The organism is Corallococcus praedator, assembly GCF_003612125.1.
In the GTDB taxonomy this organism is placed as follows: Bacteria; Myxococcota; Myxococcia; order Myxococcales; family Myxococcaceae; genus Corallococcus; species Corallococcus praedator.
On the sequence record NZ_RAWI01000073.1, the window covers coordinates 1 to 16,424 of the forward strand.

At 71.0% G+C, this 16,424-nt stretch carries 10 protein-coding genes and 1 pseudogene; 7 read left to right on the forward strand and 4 right to left on the reverse strand.

The genetic code is table 11. The features are described 5' to 3' along the window. A pseudogene (locus tag D7Y13_RS12430) lies at positions 1–405 on the forward strand (nitronate monooxygenase); the annotation flags it as partial. 310 nt (positions 406–715) lie between these two features. Here the strand turns inward: D7Y13_RS12430 and D7Y13_RS12435 are convergent. Further along, positions 716–1,921 carry a serine/threonine-protein kinase gene (locus tag D7Y13_RS12435; RefSeq protein ID WP_233595509.1) on the reverse strand — a complete coding sequence of 402 codons (1,206 nt, stop codon included), beginning with the start codon at positions 1,919–1,921 and terminating at the stop codon, positions 716–718. Between the two features lie 385 nt (positions 1,922–2,306). Here D7Y13_RS12435 and D7Y13_RS12440 point away from each other — a divergent pair, with 385 nt between their 5' ends. From D7Y13_RS12440 to D7Y13_RS12455, 4 genes are all read left to right on the forward strand, one after another. After that, complete coding sequence (locus D7Y13_RS12440) at positions 2,307–4,676, forward strand: GMC oxidoreductase (RefSeq protein WP_120583457.1); 2,370 nt, start codon at positions 2,307–2,309, stop codon at positions 4,674–4,676. A gap of 21 nt (positions 4,677–4,697) precedes the next feature. Beyond that, complete coding sequence (locus tag D7Y13_RS12445; RefSeq protein WP_120583456.1) at positions 4,698–6,239, forward strand: FAD-dependent oxidoreductase; 1,542 nt, start codon at positions 4,698–4,700, stop codon at positions 6,237–6,239. Further along, the gene (locus tag D7Y13_RS12450; RefSeq protein ID WP_120583455.1) at positions 6,229–7,341 is read left to right on the forward strand and encodes an alpha/beta fold hydrolase; all 1,113 of its coding nucleotides are present in this window, start codon (positions 6,229–6,231) and stop codon (positions 7,339–7,341) included. The genes D7Y13_RS12445 and D7Y13_RS12450 overlap by 11 nt, the downstream gene beginning before the upstream one ends. Before the next feature lie 311 nt (positions 7,342–7,652). Continuing rightward, positions 7,653–8,558 (forward strand): NADP-dependent oxidoreductase, encoded by a 906-nt coding sequence (locus tag D7Y13_RS12455; RefSeq protein WP_120583454.1) that lies wholly within the window; start codon positions 7,653–7,655, stop codon positions 8,556–8,558. Positions 8,559–8,570: 12 nt separating this feature from the next. Here D7Y13_RS12455 and D7Y13_RS12460 read toward each other — a convergent pair whose 3' ends face one another. Further along, complete coding sequence (locus tag D7Y13_RS12460) at positions 8,571–10,250, reverse strand: RluA family pseudouridine synthase (RefSeq protein ID WP_244222343.1); 1,680 nt, start codon at positions 10,248–10,250, stop codon at positions 8,571–8,573. Positions 10,251–10,333: 83 nt separating this feature from the next. On the opposite strand from D7Y13_RS12460, the gene D7Y13_RS12465 reads away from it, so the two are divergent. Both D7Y13_RS12465 and D7Y13_RS45190 read left to right on the forward strand, forming a co-directional pair. After that, positions 10,334–11,671, forward strand: coding sequence for a glycoside hydrolase family 2 TIM barrel-domain containing protein (locus D7Y13_RS12465; protein ID WP_120583453.1), 1,338 nt, complete (start codon positions 10,334–10,336; stop codon positions 11,669–11,671). Positions 11,672–11,731: 60 nt separating this feature from the next. Continuing rightward, a complete protein-coding gene (locus D7Y13_RS45190) occupies positions 11,732–12,850 on the forward strand; it encodes a hypothetical protein (protein ID WP_147444281.1) in 1,119 nt (372 codons plus the stop codon). Here D7Y13_RS45190 and D7Y13_RS12480 read toward each other — a convergent pair. Then, positions 12,825–14,960, reverse strand: coding sequence for an FUSC family protein (locus tag D7Y13_RS12480; protein ID WP_120533240.1), 2,136 nt, complete (start codon positions 14,958–14,960; stop codon positions 12,825–12,827). The two genes, D7Y13_RS45190 and D7Y13_RS12480, sit on opposite strands and share 26 nt — an antisense overlap. Before the next feature lie 313 nt (positions 14,961–15,273). After that, positions 15,274–16,341: a hypothetical protein gene (locus D7Y13_RS12485; protein WP_120583452.1), complete on the reverse strand. Its 1,068-nt coding sequence runs from the start codon at positions 16,339–16,341 to the stop codon at positions 15,274–15,276. Positions 16,342–16,424: the final 83 nt, after the last annotated feature.

A 16,424-nucleotide genomic window follows, 5' to 3' on the forward strand; every position in this document is an offset into this window, starting at 1 on the left:
GTGGAAGGGGACGCGGGGGACACGACGCTGACGACGCTGTTCGGTCCGGAGTGGCCGGGCAAGCGCATGCGGGTGATCCGCAACCGCGCGGTGCGCGAGTGGGCGGGGCGCGAGTCCCGCGTGCCGCCGCCGGGAGCGGAGCCGGAGAGCATCGGGACGACGCGGCTGTTTCCCGGCGTGCTGGACGTGCAGTACGTGATGCCGAAGTTCAGCTCCTTCCTGCCCACGCCCGACACGCAGGGGGACCTGGAGGAGATGAGCCTGCCGGCGGGAGGCGCGAGCATGTCGCGCATCGACACGGTGCAGCCCGCGGGGCAGATCGTCGTGGAAATGATGGAGCGGGCCCGCCGGCTCCTGGAGTCACCCGAGGGTCTGGATGAGGAGGACGAGGACGACCGGGGTTAGGGCGGGGGGAGCTGCTGGTTGAAGCGCTTCTCCCACTCGTCGAGTTCTCGGTCGATGAACGCGCATTCCCCCTCGGTGGTCGCGCGGGCGACGGATGTGAAGGCCCGCGCCAGTTCAGCATCGAGCTTCGCAGGGGGCGCTTTTCCCGCACTCCGGTGCTTCATCTTCTGGGAAAGAACCGTGAGGCGATCGACCAGATTCTTCTGCGCCTCTGCCAGATTCTTCTGTGCCTCTGCGTGAGAGGAGGAACGCTGAAGTTCAGAGGACTTCTGCTTGGGCGTTTCAGCGCGGGGCTCTCCAACGCCGCCTCCTACTCCTGAAGACTGTCTTCCTTCTGGGGCTCCTGCGCCGGCGGCTCACTGGCAGGCGGAGCGACCAGTGTCGGCGGAGACACGGGGGCCGGTTCCACCACGACCGGTCGCTTCACAGCCGGAGCCGTGGGCGCCTGCGCCGGGCCGGCCTTGTGTTGAACCCGTCCCCCCACGATTCCGACACCGAAGGCCATGAGCACCGCCGCGCCCACGACGACCTTGTTGCGACGCGACGTCGGTGCCGCCGACGGGACGACTGTCGGCACCACGACCGGTTCCGCTTGGACGGGTGGAGTGACAGGTGTCCGCAGCGCGGCCTCGATGGCGCTCAATTGCTGGCGCGCGGCCTCCGCGCTGGCCGGGCGTCGCGCGGGCTTCTTCTCCAGCAACTGGAGCACCAGCGCGTCGAGCGCCGGAGGAATGCCCTCGGCTCGGGTGGACGGCGCGGGTGGCACCGATTCCACCTGCGCGAACATCACCTGCATGTGCTCGCCCTGGAAGGGGCGCGCGCCCGTCAGCATCTGGAACGCGAGGATGCCCACCGAGTACAGGTCCGCCGCGGGCCCCACCGTGCCGCCGCGGATCTGCTCCGGCGACATGCACTCCGGTGTCCCCGTCATGGCGCCGTTCGCTCCCGGCGACTCTTCCCGAGGCACCTGCGCGATGCCGAAGTCCACCAGCTTCAGCGTGGGCTTCGTGTCCAGGAACTCCCTCAGGAACACGTTCTCGGGGTTCACGTCGCGATGCACCACGCCCGCCCGGTGCACCGCCCCCAGCGCTGATAGCAGCTGATCCAACACCCAGACCGTCAGCTCGACGTCCAGCTTCCCCTTCTCGAGCAAGACCTCCGACAGGGTCCGGCCCTGCAACAGCTCCATCACGATGTACGGCCGCCCATCCGGCAGCGTGCCGCAGTTGAAGATGTCCAGGATGCCCGGGTGCCGGATGGCGTTCACCGCCTTCGCCTCCAGCAGCAGCTGCGCTTCCTCGCGCCGCGCCATCCGCTCCGGCCGCAGCACCTTGATGGCCGCGTGCTTGCCAATCAGCGGATGCACCGCGCGGTAGACGACGCCCATGCCGCCCGCGCCGATGCGCTCCTCGATGATGAACTCCCCCAGCCGCATCGTCAGCAGCGGATCCACGGCGGGTGTGGGGGAGCCCTCCGGTGAGGGAAGTACCGGGTCGGGAACGCCTGGAGTGCTCATGGATTCGCCGGCCATCGGGGGAGGGTACCGCGCGCACCGGGGTCCTTCGAAACATCCCGCTACGTGCCGGCCCCGCTCGGCTGCCTGCCCTGCTTCACGGGGATTCCATTTTCAATGTCATGGCCCCGCCCCTGCGTCCACCCGGCCCTTCCTCAAGCCTTCACGGAAAGTCCCGCTATCCGGTGGTGATGACGCGGCCTGATGAGACGGATCCGCACGCTGTTCCAGGAATACCCGGATCCACCGCGAGAATGAGCGACCTGCCGGGAAGGGGGGCCTCAAGGAAACGGGGTGGACCCGTTGTAGAATCAGGTCGTCCGTTTCAGGACGCTCCCGGGTCGTGCTCCTGATCCCTGCTCCTGGGGATCGCACCCGGAGGGGGAACATGGCACCGGCATACGACGCCCTGGTCATTGGCACCGGGTTTGGCGGAGCGGTCGCGGCCTGCCGGCTCGCGCAGGCGGGCCTGTCCGTGCGCGTGCTCGAGCGCGGCCTGCGCTACCCGAAGGGCAGCTTCCCGCGCGACTTCGAGGACCCCACCAACGGCTGGCTGTGGCAGCACCGGCAGGGCCTCTTCGACATCAAGCTGCTCAAGGGAATGAGCATCGTGCAGTCGGCGGGGTACGGCGGCGGCTCGCTCATCTACGCCAACGTGCACCTGCGGCCTCCGGCGGAGGTCTTCTCGTCCGGGTGGCCGGAGGGCTACAGCCGCGAGGCGTTGGATCCCTACTACGACCTGGTCGCGCACATGCTGGACGTGCAGCCGATCACGACCTCCGCGCGCGGGCTGCCGACCAAGACGAAGCGGATGCAGGAGGTGGCGAAGAAGCTGGGCCGCGAAGCCCAGTTCTTCCACCCGAACCTCGCCGTGCGCTTCGCCCCCGCGGGCGAGCCGATGCGCAACAAGTTCGGCGTGATGCAGGAAGGCTGCAACTACTGCGGCGAGTGCGACATCGGCTGCAACGTCCGCGCGAAGAACACGCTGGACCTGAACTACCTGGCCGTCGCCGAGCAGCAGGGCGCGGAGGTGTCCACGCAGGCGGAGGTGACGCGCATCGAGCCCCTGTCACCGGGCTACCGCGTCACGTACACCGACCACGCGGCCGCCGGCATGCAACGCACCGTGGACGCCCGGCGCGTGTTCCTGTGCGCGGGCGCGGTGAACACCACGGAGCTGCTGCTGCGCAACCGCGACGTGCTGGGCACGCTGCCGGATGTGAGCGCCCGGCTGGGCACGCGCTATTCGGCCAACGGGGACTTCCTCGCCTTCGCCTTCGACACGAAGGAGGCGTGGGACCCGGCGGTGGGCCCCACCATCACCACCGGCATGGTGGTGGAGGAGGGCACGGGCAAGGACAAGACCTGGTTCCTCTTCCAGGAGGGCGGCCACCCGGTGCAGGCGGCGGGGCTGATGCTCGCCATGGATCCGGACCGCGCGCTCAGCCTGCCGGCGGACCTGTTGCAGCGGGAGCTGGTGAAGGTGCTGCGCGCGCGCTCGAAGGAGATGGCCTCCATTGAGAACGAGCGCGGCCGCTTCCAGGCGGTGTTCCTGGCCATGGGCCGGGACAAGGCCAACGGCCGGCTGTCGCTGTCGCCCGTCACGCGCGAATTGCAGGTGCAGTGGGACGTGCCCGCGAACCTGCCGCTGTACCGCACGCAGGAGCAGCTCTGCGAGGACGTGGCCCGGGCCCTGGGCACGCGCGCCGCGTACAACCCGCTGTGGGAGCGGCTGCACCTGCCGGTGTCCGTGCACAACCTGGGCGGCTGCGCGATGGCGGAGGAGCCCGCGTACGGCGTCCTGGATCCGGAAGGCCAGGTGCACGGCTACCCCGGCCTGTATGTCTTCGACGGCGCGGCGCTGCCGGTGGGCATTGGCGTGAACCCTTCCTCCAGCATCGCCGCCGTGGCCGAGCGCAACGTGGAGCGCGCCATCCGCAAGGTGAAGAACGCGCCGGGCTGGGTGGCGCCGGAGCGGGGGCCCGCGCAGCCCGTGCGTGCCGACCCCTCCGCCTCCGCGCGGGTGGGCATGCGGATGATGCCGGTGGTGGAGACGGCGCACACGCCCGTGGTGCCGGGGACGGATCCGCTGGGCACGGTGGTGATTCCGCCCGGTGGCACGGTGGCCTCGCCCACCCCGGTGGTGGGCCTGCGCTTCACGGAGCGGATGAAGGGCCACCTGCATCCGGGCCACGTGCCGGCGGACGACTACGCCGGGGCGGCGCGGGCGGGACAACGCTCCGGGGACGTGGCGGAGTTCGTCGTCACCATCACGCTGCCCAACCTGGACCGCTTCCTCGCGCAGGAGTCCCACGGCGGCATCGCGCAGGGCACGCTCCACGTGAAGGGGCTCACGCCTCCGGGGGGCGCGGCGGTGGAGAACGGCGTGTTCAACCTCTTCGTGGACACGGAGCGCTTCTACGAGCGGCGCATGCTGTACCTGCTGCCCTTCACCGGCGTGGACGGCCAGCCGTACCTCTTGGATGGTTACAAGGAGGTCTGCGACAACGCGGGCTTCGACGTGTGGAGCGACACGTCCACGCTCTACACGGTGGTGCGCCGGGGCCACGAGCGCTCCGGCACGGTGGTGTCCAGCGGCATCATCCGCCTGCACCTGCCGGACTTCATCCAGCAGGTGACGACGTTCTCGGTGCTGGGCACGTCGTCGCCGCTGAAGCAGGCGGATGCGATGCGGCGTTTTGGCGGCATGTTCATGGGGACGCTCTGGGACGTCTTCGCTCGCGCGAAGTTCGACTAGGGAGGACGGCACATCGTGGGGATGGCGACGCGATACGACGTGGTGGTGGTGGGCTCCGGCTTCGGGGGTTCCATCACCGCGCTCAGGCTCGCGCAGGCGGGCAGGTCCGTGGCGGTGCTGGAGCGGGGGCGGCGCTATGCCCCCGGCCAGTTCCCCCGGGATGTCACGCGCGCGGACGAAGTCCTCTGGCGCCAGCCGTCCCGGCCCCAGGCGAAGGGCCTCTACGATGTGCGCTTCCTGTCCGGCATCGGCACGGTGACGGCGGCCGGCGTGGGCGGCGGCTCGCTCATCTACGCCAACGTGCACGTGCGGCCGGACCCCATCGTCTTCGACCACCCGCGCTGGCCCCGGGGCTTCAGCCGCGAGGCGCTGGAGCCGTACTACGACAAGGTGGCGCGCGAGCTGGACGTGAAGCCGTTCCCCGCGTCCATCCCCCTGCGCAAGCGCGACCTGTTCCAGCAGGCCGCCCGGCGCATGGGCCGGCAGACGTTTGATCCGACGGAGGCCGTGTCCTGGACGGAGCCCTCCGCGCCGGGCCGCAAGGCGTGCCAGCTGTGCGCGGAGTGCGAGTTCGGCTGCCAGCACGGCGCGAAGAACACGTTGGATCTCACCTACCTGGCGCGCGCGGAGAAGCTGGGCGCCACGGTGTGGCCGGGCCTGTCCGTGTCCCACGTGCAGCGCGTGGCCGGCGGCTACCGGGTGCACTACCGGGACCTGTCCACCGGGGAGAAGATGTCCGTGGAGGGGACCCGCGTGGTGCTGTCCGCGGGCGCGCTGGGCACGGTGGAGATCCTGCTGCGCAGCCGCGACCGGGCCCGCACGCTGCCGCTGGTGAGCGACCGGCTGGGGTATGGGTACTCCGGCAACGGCGACTTCCTGGGCTCGTTGCAGGGCAGCCGCGAGGAGATCCTCCCGTGGGTGGGCCCGGACGTGGCCACGGTGATGAAGTTCTTCGACGCGGCGCCTCGCTTCACCATGGTGACGGCCACCTTCAACCAGCCGGCGACGGCGGTGCTCGCGGGCATGGGCCAGCCGGTGCTGGGGCCGCTGGGCGGGCTCGCCGCGCCCATGTGGCCGAAGCTGGGCCCGCTGCTGCACAAGGCGTTCGCGAAGGGGCTCTTCAACAAGCCCCTGATGAACACGGTGGACCCCGCGCGCACGAGCAACCTGTTCGCCATTGGCCAGGACAACGCCAACGGGCGCATGGGGCTCAAGGGCGACCACCTGGACATCGAATGGGACTACGCGGGCGAGAACGCGGAGCTGGTGTCCCGGATGATGGGCGCGATGCGGGAGCTGGCGTCGCAGTACGGCGGGACGTTCGCGCCGCTCGTGACGTGGGAGTTGTTCCGCCGGCCCTTCACGGTGCACTCACTGGGCGGGGCGCACCTGGCGGAGTCGCCGGACCGTGGCGTCGTTTCGAAGGAGGGGGAAGTGTTCAACTACCCGGGCCTGTTCGTGGCGGATGGCTCCGTCATCCCCACGTCGATTGGTTTCCATCCGGTGATGACCATCAGCGCGGTGTCCGAGCGCATCGCGGAGGCGGTGGCCCATGGCTTTTGAACGTCGAGGCAGCGCGGCGGTGTTGCGGGTGGTGTCCGAGTACGGGACACGGGACGGACTTCCGGTGGCGGAGAAGTACGACTTCCTCGCCGGGGACGGCATCCCGCTGCGGCTCACGCGCTACGCGGGCGGCACGAAGGGGCCGGTGCTGCTGGTGCACGGCGCGGGCGTGTGGAGCGGCATGTTCATGCTGCCCACTCTGAAAGAGAACTTCGTCCAGTACCTGGTGCGCCACGGCTACGACACGTGGCTTTTGGACTGGCGCGCCAGCGTGCAGCTGCCCCTGCGCCAGTTCTCGCTGGACGACGCGGCGGACCACGACATGCCGGCGGCGGTGCGACGCATGCGCGAAATCACCGGCGCGGAGTCGGTGCAGGCGGTGGTGCACTGCGCGGGGTCGGCGGCGTTCTTCATGTCGCTCGCGGCCGGACACCTGCCGGACGTGCGCAGCGTGGTGGCGTCGCAGGTGGCGCTGCACCACGACGTGCCGAAGTCCACGCGTTTCAAGGCGCTGCTGCGGGTGCCGGAGCTGCTGGACCTGGGGCTGGACTCGCTCACGTCGGATGACGCTTCGAGCACGCCGCTGTTCCAGGCGGCCTTCAGCAAGGTGGCGGGCCTGCTGCGCATGGAGTGCGACAGCCCCGTGTGCCACCGGCTGTCGTTCATGTACGGGCGGCTGTACCGGCACTCCCGGCTCAACCGGGAGACGCACTCGCGGCTGGAGGAGCAGTTCGGCCGTTGCAACCTGATGACGTTCCGCCACCTGGGGCAGATGGCGCGGACCGGACACGCGGTGCGCTACGACCATGGCCGCGCGGGCAACCTTCAGCGCTACGGTCAGAGCCGGCCGCCGGACTACCTGGACGCGGCGCCCTTCAAGCGGCCCATCACGTTCATCTCCGGCGAGAAGAACCAGACGTACCTGCCCACGTCCACGGAGCGCACCTTCGCGTGGTTGAGCGAGGCGAACGGGGCGCGCTACTACCAGCGCCACGTGCTGCCGGGTTGCGGCCACATCGACACCTTCATGGGCAGCACCGCGTCCGAGGACACCTATCCGGTCCTGCGCGAGGCGCTGGAGTTCCAGCCTCGCGGCGCCTGACGTCCGGGACGCGAGCGTGACGGCGGAGTGAGGAAGAAGCGCTTCGCGTTCCAGGCACTGGGGCGCGTTCGCCACGCGGGCTGGGGCTTTCGCAGGCACAGCGGCCAGGCCTGCGAGCGGCGGGTCTTGAGCAAGGCCGGCATCAGGTGCCCGCCGCGCACGGAGCGCCGTCTGCTCCTGGCGCTTGCGACGCGCTGTCGGGAGGCAGGGGAGCGGGACGAGCGCCCGCCGACGATGGCGCCCCCTTCACCGGTGCTTACCGTTGGCCCGTCGCTGGAGTTCCTTCCCGCGCCCGACTTGTGGAGGCCTGCATGAAAGCCGTCGTTCTGAAGGACTATGGGGATGTGGACAAGCTCGCGGTGCAGGACATGCCCGAGCCGAAGGTGGGCCCGGGCGAGGTGAAGGTCCGCGTCACCGCCGCGAGCATCAACCCGGTGGACTGGAAGATCCGACGGGGCGACATGAAGGCGATGATGCCGCTGAAGCTCCCCGCCATCCTGGGCCGCGACGTGTCCGGCGAGGTCATCGAGGTGGGCACCGGCGTGGAGTCCTTCGAGCCCGGCGACCGGGTGATGGGGCTGGTGAGCGCCGGCTACGCGGAGACGGTCGTCGCGCCCACGGAAGCCTGGGCGAAGGTGCCCGAGTCCATGGACCTGCGGGATGCCGCCGCGCTGCCGCTGGTGACGCTGACGGGCGTGCAATTGATTGAAGAGCAGGTGCAGCCGAGCCAGGGCGAAACGCTGCTCATCACCGGCGCGCTGGGCGCGGTGGGCCGCGCGGCCATCTTCGCGGCGCGGGCGAGGGGCGTGAAGATCTGGGCCGGCGTGAGGCTCAAGCAGTTGGTGGAGGCCAAGACGCTGGGCGTGGATGGGGTCGTCGCGCTCGATGATCCGAGGGACGTCGCGAAGCTGCCCACGCTGGACGCGGTGGCGGACACGGTGGGCGGTGAGGCCATCACCGCGGTGCTGGGCAAGGTGAAGCACGGCGGCGTCGTGGGCAGCGTGGTGGGCGAGCCGAAGGGGGCGAAGGAGAAGGGCCTCACGGTGCGCACCTTCCTGTCGCATCCGGACGGGCGCCGGCTGGCGCAGCTGGGGGTGAGCGTGGCGAAGGGGGAGCTGATCATCCCCATCAGCCGGACGTTCCCGATGAGCAATGCGAAGGAGGCCCAGAAGCTCGCGGAGGAGGGCGGCGTGGGCAAGGTGCTGCTCGTCAACTGACGGTCCGCGTTTCTAGAACGGAGCCGCGCGGGTGAAGGACACGCGCTCGCCCGTCGCCGGGTGCACGAAGGAGAGGACTTCCGCGTGCAGGAACAGGCGGCGGTCGGCGTGCCCGTACAGCGGATCCCCCACGATGGGCGCACCCAGTCCCAGGGGGTGCGCCGCGTGGACGCGGAGCTGGTGCGTGCGTCCGGTGCGCGGGTGGAAGGCCACCCGCGTGCGACCGGCTTCGCGGTGGAGCACCCGCCAGTCCGTGACGGCGGGCTTGCCGTGCACGGGGTCGACAATCTGTCGGGGACGGTCGTCCAGGTCGACGCGCAGGGGCAGGGTGATGGTGCCCGACGCTCCTTGCACCGGCCCGCCGATGAGCGCCACGTACTGCTTGTCCACGTCGCGGTGGAGGAACTGGCGTTGCAGCGCCGAATGCGTGCGCGCATCCAGCGCCGCGACGAGCAGCCCGGACGTGTCCAGGTCCAACCGGTGCACGAGCAGCGGGCCCGTGGCGTGGGGGTGGCGTGCGCGCAGGCGCGTGAGCACCGAGTCCGTCAGCGCCGCGTCCCGGCCCGGCACCGACAACAGGCCGCAGGGCTTGTCGATGATGACCAGCCACGCGTCCTCGAAGATGATGGACAGCTCCGGCGTGGGCGCGGGCGGCGGGACGAAGAGCCGGGGCGCGGAGACCTCCAGTCCCTCCAGCATGAAGGGCAGCAGGGGCCCGCACTTGTCCCGGCACGCGGGATAGAAGGCGCCCTGGATGCGGCCTCCGGACGCGGGCGGCGTGCCCCACCAGAACTCCGCGAGCGCCACCGGCTGGAGCCTGTGCGCGAACGCATGGGCGAGCAGCTTCGCTCCCGCGCAGTCTCCGGCTCCGGAGGGCGGCTCCGCTCCGGCGTAGAGCGTGCGCAAAGGCCGCGTCTCTCCTCGCGCGTTGGTGATGGCGTAGGTGTCGTGAAGCTGTTTCATGAAGCCGCGGGAGACGATGCGCCGCAGCCGATCCAGCGCCCGAAGCCGTCGCTCGGCCTTCGCGCGGCGGGGGGCCAGGTCGCGCCGCGTCTGTTCCTGGGCCGCGTCCCACCGTCGCTTCTCCGCCTTGTCGCCCCGGCTCTCCTGGTCGAGCGCATGCAATGCCTCCGCGCGGGTGGCTTCGGTGAGGTCCGTCGCGGCGAGGACCTCCGCTCGGCGGGCGTGGCGCTGGCGGCGGCGGTCCTCGTGGCGCTGGCGCAGGGCCTCGCGCTCCGTGGCCTCTCGCGCCTGGCGGGCATCGTCGTCCGCTCGCAGGCGGAGCAGCTCCTCGGACGTGCTCCACGCTTCGGCGCGGGCGAGCAGGGCCTTCACGGTGGTCTCGGCCACGGGCTCCACCCGGGCGCGGGCTTCGCGGTCGAACAACGGCGGCACGAAGCCCGGGACGTCCCAGCGTCCCGCGAGCATCGCGGAGAAGGCGCGCAGCACGCCCTGGCTCCCATCCCGCTGGCGCACCACCAGCACGCCGAACATCTTCCCTCCGTCCGGTCCTTCCAGGAGGCGGCTGCTCAGTCCCGGGGCGATGACGCCTTCGCGCAGCGTGGCCTGAAGCGACTCCGCGGCGCGGCGCGCGAGGGCGTGCGGCCCCAGGGCGTCGAAGGGGCTCGGGAAGGCCGTGGGTACGTCTTCCGTCCGGGGGGCCGGTTCGAGGAGGGTCACGAGCGGAGCCACGACCCCTGGGGCTAGCACGAAACCGTACGAAGTGGCGGGGGCCGGACGGTGCGCGCACGGCCGCCGGCTAGACTGCCGGACCCATGGCCACCGCCCGTCCCGTCGCCGTCGGCGTCCTGCTCCTGACCGCGCTCCTCTTCCCGACCTGGGACGTGGAGGCCCGCACCGCCATCGTGAAGGCGGGGGAGGGCTGGAGGATGGAGGTGGACGGCCAGCCCTACGTGGCGAAGGGCGTCACCTTCAGTGGTTCCGGAGGCCCCGCGAACTTCGACCAGGACTGCGAGCGGCTGCGCGCCCTGGGCGTGAACACGCTGCGCACCTGGGGCACCGGCGAGGAGACGGCCGCGCTGCTCGACGCCGCGCACAAGCACGGCCTGCGGGTGCTGGTGGGGCTGTGGCTGCGGCCGGGCCGCCCCGGCATGGAGAACGATGACGCGTTCGACTACGTGCGCGATGCGAAGGGCCGTGAGGCGCAGTTGCAGGCCACGCTGAAGCAGGTGCGCCGCTTCAAGGACCACCCGGCCGTGCTCGCGTGGGGGCTGGGCAATGAGGTCATCCTCAATTCACCGGACGACGCGTCCAAGGTCGCGTACGCGCGCTTCCTGGAGAAGGTCGTCCGGGCGGTGAAGAAGGCGGACACCGGGCACCCGGTGTTGTCGGTGGATGCGTGGACGCTCGGGGTGCCGCTCTGGGAGAAGTACGTGCCGTCGCTGGATGCGTATGGGCTGAATGTCTATGGCCGGGGCATCCATGCGCTGCCAGAAGCCGTGAAGCAGGCCGGTGGACGCAAGCCGTGGTTCATCACCGAGTTCGGCGCCCAGGGAGAATGGGAAGCGCCGAAGGACGCGCAGGGATTGAGGGTGGAGCCAGGGGACGGGGAGAAGTACGACGTCATCGTGGACGGCTGGCGCAACGCCCTGGGGCCTCACGTCCAGGCGGGCCGGTGTCTGGGATTGTTTGTCTTCAACTACAGCGCGTCGTTCGACCACACCGGCATGTGGCTGGGGCTGTTGTCGGGGACTTCCACCCGGCCGGCGTGGCACGCGGTGCGGGAGGCGTACACGGGCAAGAAGCCGGAGCCCGCGCTGCCCGTGCCGGTGCGGCTGGCGGTCCGGGGCATGGAGAAGGACGGCGCGGCCACCTGGGCGCTCGTGGACTTCGAGGTCACCGCTCCGCGAGGGACGCCGCTGGACGTGTCGTTCGCGTACAACTTCCGGAACGCGGCCACGCGCGTGGAGCGGGATGGGGTGACGGCGCTGGAGTCCCGGAAGGGGAGTGCGCCGGGCACGTGGCGCGTGCGCCTGCCGGCCGTGACGGGGGCGTTCAAGTTGTACGGGCTGGCGAAGGATGGGGCCGGGAACCTGGTGGCCGCGACGACCTCGGTCGCACCCGTGGCGGTGGTGGCGCCAGCCTCTCCGTAGGCTTTGGACGAGCAAGGAGACAAGCTCGTTCCAGTACGGCGTGCTCTAGGATGCGGGGCCATGCGCCTGGGTTTGTGCCTCCTCTCCCTGCTTCTTGTTTCGACGGGCTGTCGTCATGGCGCCATCCCGTCACTGCCCGCGAGTCATGGCCATCTGGTGTTGGCCATGGATGAGGTGTTGAGGGATGCCTCTCCACGGAAGGGTTCGTGGGACGTCTCCGCGCTCCTCGCGGATGCGTCGGCGGACATGCCTTCGGTCGAACTGGAGCCAGAGCAGGCCCCTTTGGTCTTCGCCGAAGCCGTCCAGCTCCTGAAGGGCACTCCCTCCCAGGAGGAGGTCCAGCGCGCCCTGCGCGACCTCTCCGCCGCCTGCGAAGCAGGTCTTCAGGAGGCCTGCGCGTTCCTGCACGAGTCAGTCCGTCGCCCAGAACTCATTTCAGGAGGGCGGTTCGTTTCGCCACACCCGCGAGAGCTGGTCGAGCGCGGGATGTTCGCGCTCCTCATCTTCCGGTGTCGGTTTGATACGGATGGACGGGTCCGCGACTGCAAGGTCGTCGAGGGGGGGCCGGTGGAAGGCACCCAGCGTGCCCTCGATGAGCTGTACACCTCCCTCTACCGTCCGCCGACCCTGGCGGGCCATCCGTTGAGCATCCCGTACACGTTCCACCTCCGCTTCACTCCGCCGAATGGGCAGCTGACGCGGGAGGATGAGCTGGCGTGGGCGCGACAGCGGGTGTCCCAGAACCCGAAGAGCGCCCCCGCCTGGACGACCCTCGCCCAGTGGCTGGCGGTGCTGTCTCCCGAGGATCGGCTGTATCCCCAGGCGGTGGCACGCGCGCACTCCCTCTCGCCCGGCTCCTGGTGGGCCGCCACGGAGGTGGCCTGGCAGCAGGTGCAGGCCGGTCAGTACGCGGCGGCCCTGATCACGGTGCGCCCCTCCATGCGCCGCGAACAGGCCAATCCCTACGTGCTGGAGACCGCCGCCGCCGCGTACTTCGGCCTGGGACAGTGCCCGGAAGCCTTGAAGCAGCAGGAGCGCGCGGTGGGGTCGCTGCCGAAGGAGTGGCCCCAGCCGGAACAGGAGCGCTTCCGGGGCAAGCTGACGGAGTACCAGACCGCGTGTGCCGCGCGACCGCCCGCGTCCGCTCCGGCCGTCAGCGCAGCGTCGGATCCTCGCTGAGCCGCGCCACCGCGCCGTGCAGGATGCCGAGCTGCCGGGGCACGCGCTCCAGCAGGGCACCCAGCACCGGATCATCACTGGTGCGCGGCAGGGACAGCGGCGGCAGGGGCGGCGGCTCCCGTCGCTCCTGCAATGCGCGGGCGAGCAATTCCAGACTGTCACTGGCCCTTTGCGCGAGCTGTTGGGGCAACACCGACGTGCGTCCCTCGAACCTCCCCGTTCCCAGCGCCGTCACCGCCAGCGCGAAGCGCCTCGCGTAGGTGAGCAGCGCCATGCCGGGCTCCAGGTGCTGCGGCGGGCCCCGGTATTCCGTCATCAGCCGCTGGAAGGAGGACTCCGCCTCCAGCAGCGATTGATCCAACCGGCGCCGCTCCTCGTTCACCGCCGGCTCCGTGCCGCTGCGGTGCATGACCAGCTGTTGCAGGTACTTGCCGTCCGCGCGCAGGGCGGAGGCCGCCGCGTCCGGGAAGCGGCGCCGCTCCGGACTGGGCCACAGCGTCCAGGACCCCAAGAGCGCGAGCGCCCCCGCGATGAGCACCCCCAGCGAGCGCTGTGAGGCGACCGTCCAGTCTCCGGAGCTGAGCGTCGCCATCAGCAGGTAGTCCGGCGTGAGCAGGATTTGAAACGCCCCGAAGTTCAGCGGCAGCAGCGCCACGGAGACGGCCGTCAGGACGCTGATGACCCCAATCATGAGCGCGGGCGTGTGCACCGTGGTCGCGATGAGCGCCGCAAGGCTCGCGCCCACCAGCGTCCCCATCGTGCGCTGGAGCACGCGCTCCTCCGTGCTGCCCGCGTAGGGCTGGAGGATGGAGATGACCGTGAGGCTCACCCAGTGCGCGTCGCCCACCTGCAGCGCCCGGGTCAGGCCCAGCGCCGCCGTCGCCACCATCCCCGTGCGCAGCGCGTGCCGCAGCACCAGGGAGTCCAGGTGGAGGTTGTCGCGCACCGGCTGCCATGGCGAGAAGCCCGGTGCTTTCGGTTGTCCCCCGAGGGTGCCCTTGCCTCGTGGGGACACCGGGTCTCCGAACAGCAACCCCGACGCTGTTTCATGCACCACGCCCGCGTACTCGCGCAGCCTGTCCAACAGCGTGGCGACGTGCGCGGACAGCGGGCCCTCCGAGCCACGTCGCACGGGCGGCGCGGACATCCTCGCCGGCTGCCTTCGTTTCGGGCGCAGCGCGAGCCGGGGGGGCGTGCCCATGCCCTCGTTGCGCTCCTGCTGCAGGGCTCGCGCCACCCACCAGGCCATCGCGGCGTACGCCTCGGACAACCGCGCCGCGCGCTCCCGCATGCTGTAGAGGTGCGGGTCCCTACCCACCACCTGCATCGCCTCCGCGATGGCGCTGAGCAGCGCCACCATCGGCTCCGCCAGCTCCACCAACACCAGCAGGTGCTCGCCGCGACGGGACTCGTCCGGGCGCCCGCGCCGCGTGGCCGCGAGCACGCCCCGGGCCCGTTCGATTTTCGGGCGGATCCCCGCGTGACGGCTCAGTCCCTCCGCCCATTCGTCCGCCGTGGCGCCCTTCATCGCCGCCGCGCCCAGTTGCTCCGCCGCGGTCGCGAGCGCCGCGTAGACGTGGGCCACCGCGCGGCGCGCGGGCCGGTAGGGGCGCAGGGGCCACAGGAGGAGCGACAGTGTCATGGCCCACAGGCCGCCCAGCAGCAGGGCTCCACCGCGTGCCACCGTCTCCCCGAGGGTGGTGGCGGGCGCGCCCAGCGACACCACGAAGATGACGGCGAGCTGGCCTCCCACTGACCCAGCTGTCTCGCCGTAGCAGCGCGCGAAGCTGGCCGCCGTGACGCCGAACAACAGCAGGCTGGCGTCCATCCAGTACGTGTGGCCCGCGGGCGCGGCGAGCATGCCGACCAGCGCCCCCAGCGCCGTCACCAGGCCCATGATGCGCGCGCGAGAGTTGTACGAGCCGCCCTTGTCCGCGAGCGTGACGAGCAGGCCCGTGAGGCCAGCCCACCCGGCCTGGGGGACACCGAGCAGGAAGGCGAGACACAGCGGCACCGCCGTGGCGATGGCGGCCCGCAGCCCCGCCCACAGGGCCGGTCTTCCCGGCTCCACTCGGAAGAGCGACCGGAGGTGTCGCAGCAGTCGGTGCATGGGGTGTCAGGGGAACGGCGGGCCGTCACCCCACAGGGTGGCCACGGATGCGCCCCTCCACATGCGAACGCAGGCCCCACCCCTCCTGTCCGGACGGCATCGCGGGCCCGTGGCCGCAAGTTCCTCCCACCCCAGTCGCTGGAGCGGGGCAGGACGCGAGCCCTGCCTCCGCCTCCGTCCTCTCCGCGAGAGGCTCGGGCGGGAAGGGATGAAGGCGTTGCCTCCGCCGCCGCCGCCGCTCTTCGCGCGAGCAGCCTTCCCGCGTGTCGGGCCGCCTCGCGCACCGGCTGGGACAGGCGCTGCTCCTGCTGCGTCAGCCCGTTTCGCGGACCGGATCCGGCGTGTCCTCGCGTGCGAGCGCGGTGCCGTCCCACGGGATGTAGCGCACGCCCGGCATGGCCTCCGGCGCGTGGAACTCCAGCGCGCCCACGGTGGAGGTGAGCTTCTTCGTGGGACGCCACGCGGCGAACGGGTGGGGCCGGGAGAAGAGCTCCATTTCGCACTGGGCCACGTCGCTCTGCGCCACCAGCACGTCCCAGCCCTTCGGGTCGCGGTACGCGTAGCCCACCAGCGTGCGCGGGTCGCACCACGCGCGGCCCTTCATCGCCACCGTGGCGGACGTGGCGCTGAACGCCAGCTCTCCCCGCGAAGGCGACGTCACGCGCGTGAAGAGCATGTTGGGCATCTCATGGAACGTGTGCTCCGCGTCGCCCGTGCGCAGGTAGATGGGCGCGAGCCTCGGGTGGCCGGGCTTGCGCTGGGCGCGCACGATCATCGCCTCCAGGCGCGCGTCCGGATCCTCGCGGAAGCGCGGGCAGTACAGCCACGTCAGCTCCTCCAGCCGCCGGGTGCCCCACAGGTGCTTCTGCAGGCCGGGCGCGCCCTTCACCTCATAGCGCTCGCCGTCCACCGTCACCGTGCCGTCGAAGGTGATGTCGTCGTGCACGTGGGCCACGCGCGTGGGCAGGGGCAGGAGCGCCGTACCGCGCGGCTCTCGGCGCACCGGCGGGCGTCCCTCCGACGTGAAGCGCAGGTCCCACGCGATGGCGTGCTCCCCGGAGGCCACCTGCCCGTGGCACCTGCCAGGGGCGAACTCCGAGTCCCCGATGCGCACCCCCGACGGCGAGAGCGTGCTGAAGGCCGTGGCCGGGTGGATGGACTTGAGCGCCACCGCCGGCCGCGTGGACGACGCGCAGTCGAACGCCGCGGCCCACATCGTGGCGCGCGGCTCCCCGGGCGAACCCGGGGCCGGGGTGAACAAGGTGTAGCGCAACCACCAGGCGCGGTCCCCGCCAGGGTCGAGCACCACCAGGAACCAGATTTCGAAGAAACCCCGCTGACCGTTCCAGCGCGGCAGGTTGGCGCGCTCGTTCGACGGCATTGGATGCAGCCCCCTCTTCAAGGGCGCGATCCCGGCACCGCTCCCAGACGTTCCACGCTGGCAGATGGAGCCCGGTGCGAGCA

Excerpts from the sequence above, each read along its gene's own strand:
- D7Y13_RS12450 (WP_120583455.1), top strand. The coding sequence starts at position 6,229 with ATGGCTTTTGAACGTCGAGGCAGCGCGGCGGTGTTGCGGGTGGTGTCC.
- D7Y13_RS45190 (WP_147444281.1), top strand. The coding sequence starts at position 11,732 with ATGCGCCTGGGTTTGTGCCTCCTCTCCCTGCTTCTTGTTTCGACGGGC.
- D7Y13_RS12435 (WP_233595509.1), bottom strand. The coding sequence starts at position 1,921 with ATGAGCACTCCAGGCGTTCCCGACCCGGTACTTCCCTCACCGGAGGGC.
- D7Y13_RS12485 (WP_120583452.1), bottom strand. The coding sequence starts at position 16,341 with ATGCCGTCGAACGAGCGCGCCAACCTGCCGCGCTGGAACGGTCAGCGG.
- D7Y13_RS12480 (WP_120533240.1), bottom strand. The coding sequence starts at position 14,960 with ATGCACCGACTGCTGCGACACCTCCGGTCGCTCTTCCGAGTGGAGCCG.
- D7Y13_RS12465 (WP_120583453.1), top strand. The coding sequence starts at position 10,334 with ATGGCCACCGCCCGTCCCGTCGCCGTCGGCGTCCTGCTCCTGACCGCG.
- D7Y13_RS12455 (WP_120583454.1), top strand. The coding sequence starts at position 7,653 with ATGAAAGCCGTCGTTCTGAAGGACTATGGGGATGTGGACAAGCTCGCG.
- D7Y13_RS12440 (WP_120583457.1), top strand. The coding sequence starts at position 2,307 with ATGGCACCGGCATACGACGCCCTGGTCATTGGCACCGGGTTTGGCGGA.
- D7Y13_RS12445 (WP_120583456.1), top strand. The coding sequence starts at position 4,698 with ATGGCGACGCGATACGACGTGGTGGTGGTGGGCTCCGGCTTCGGGGGT.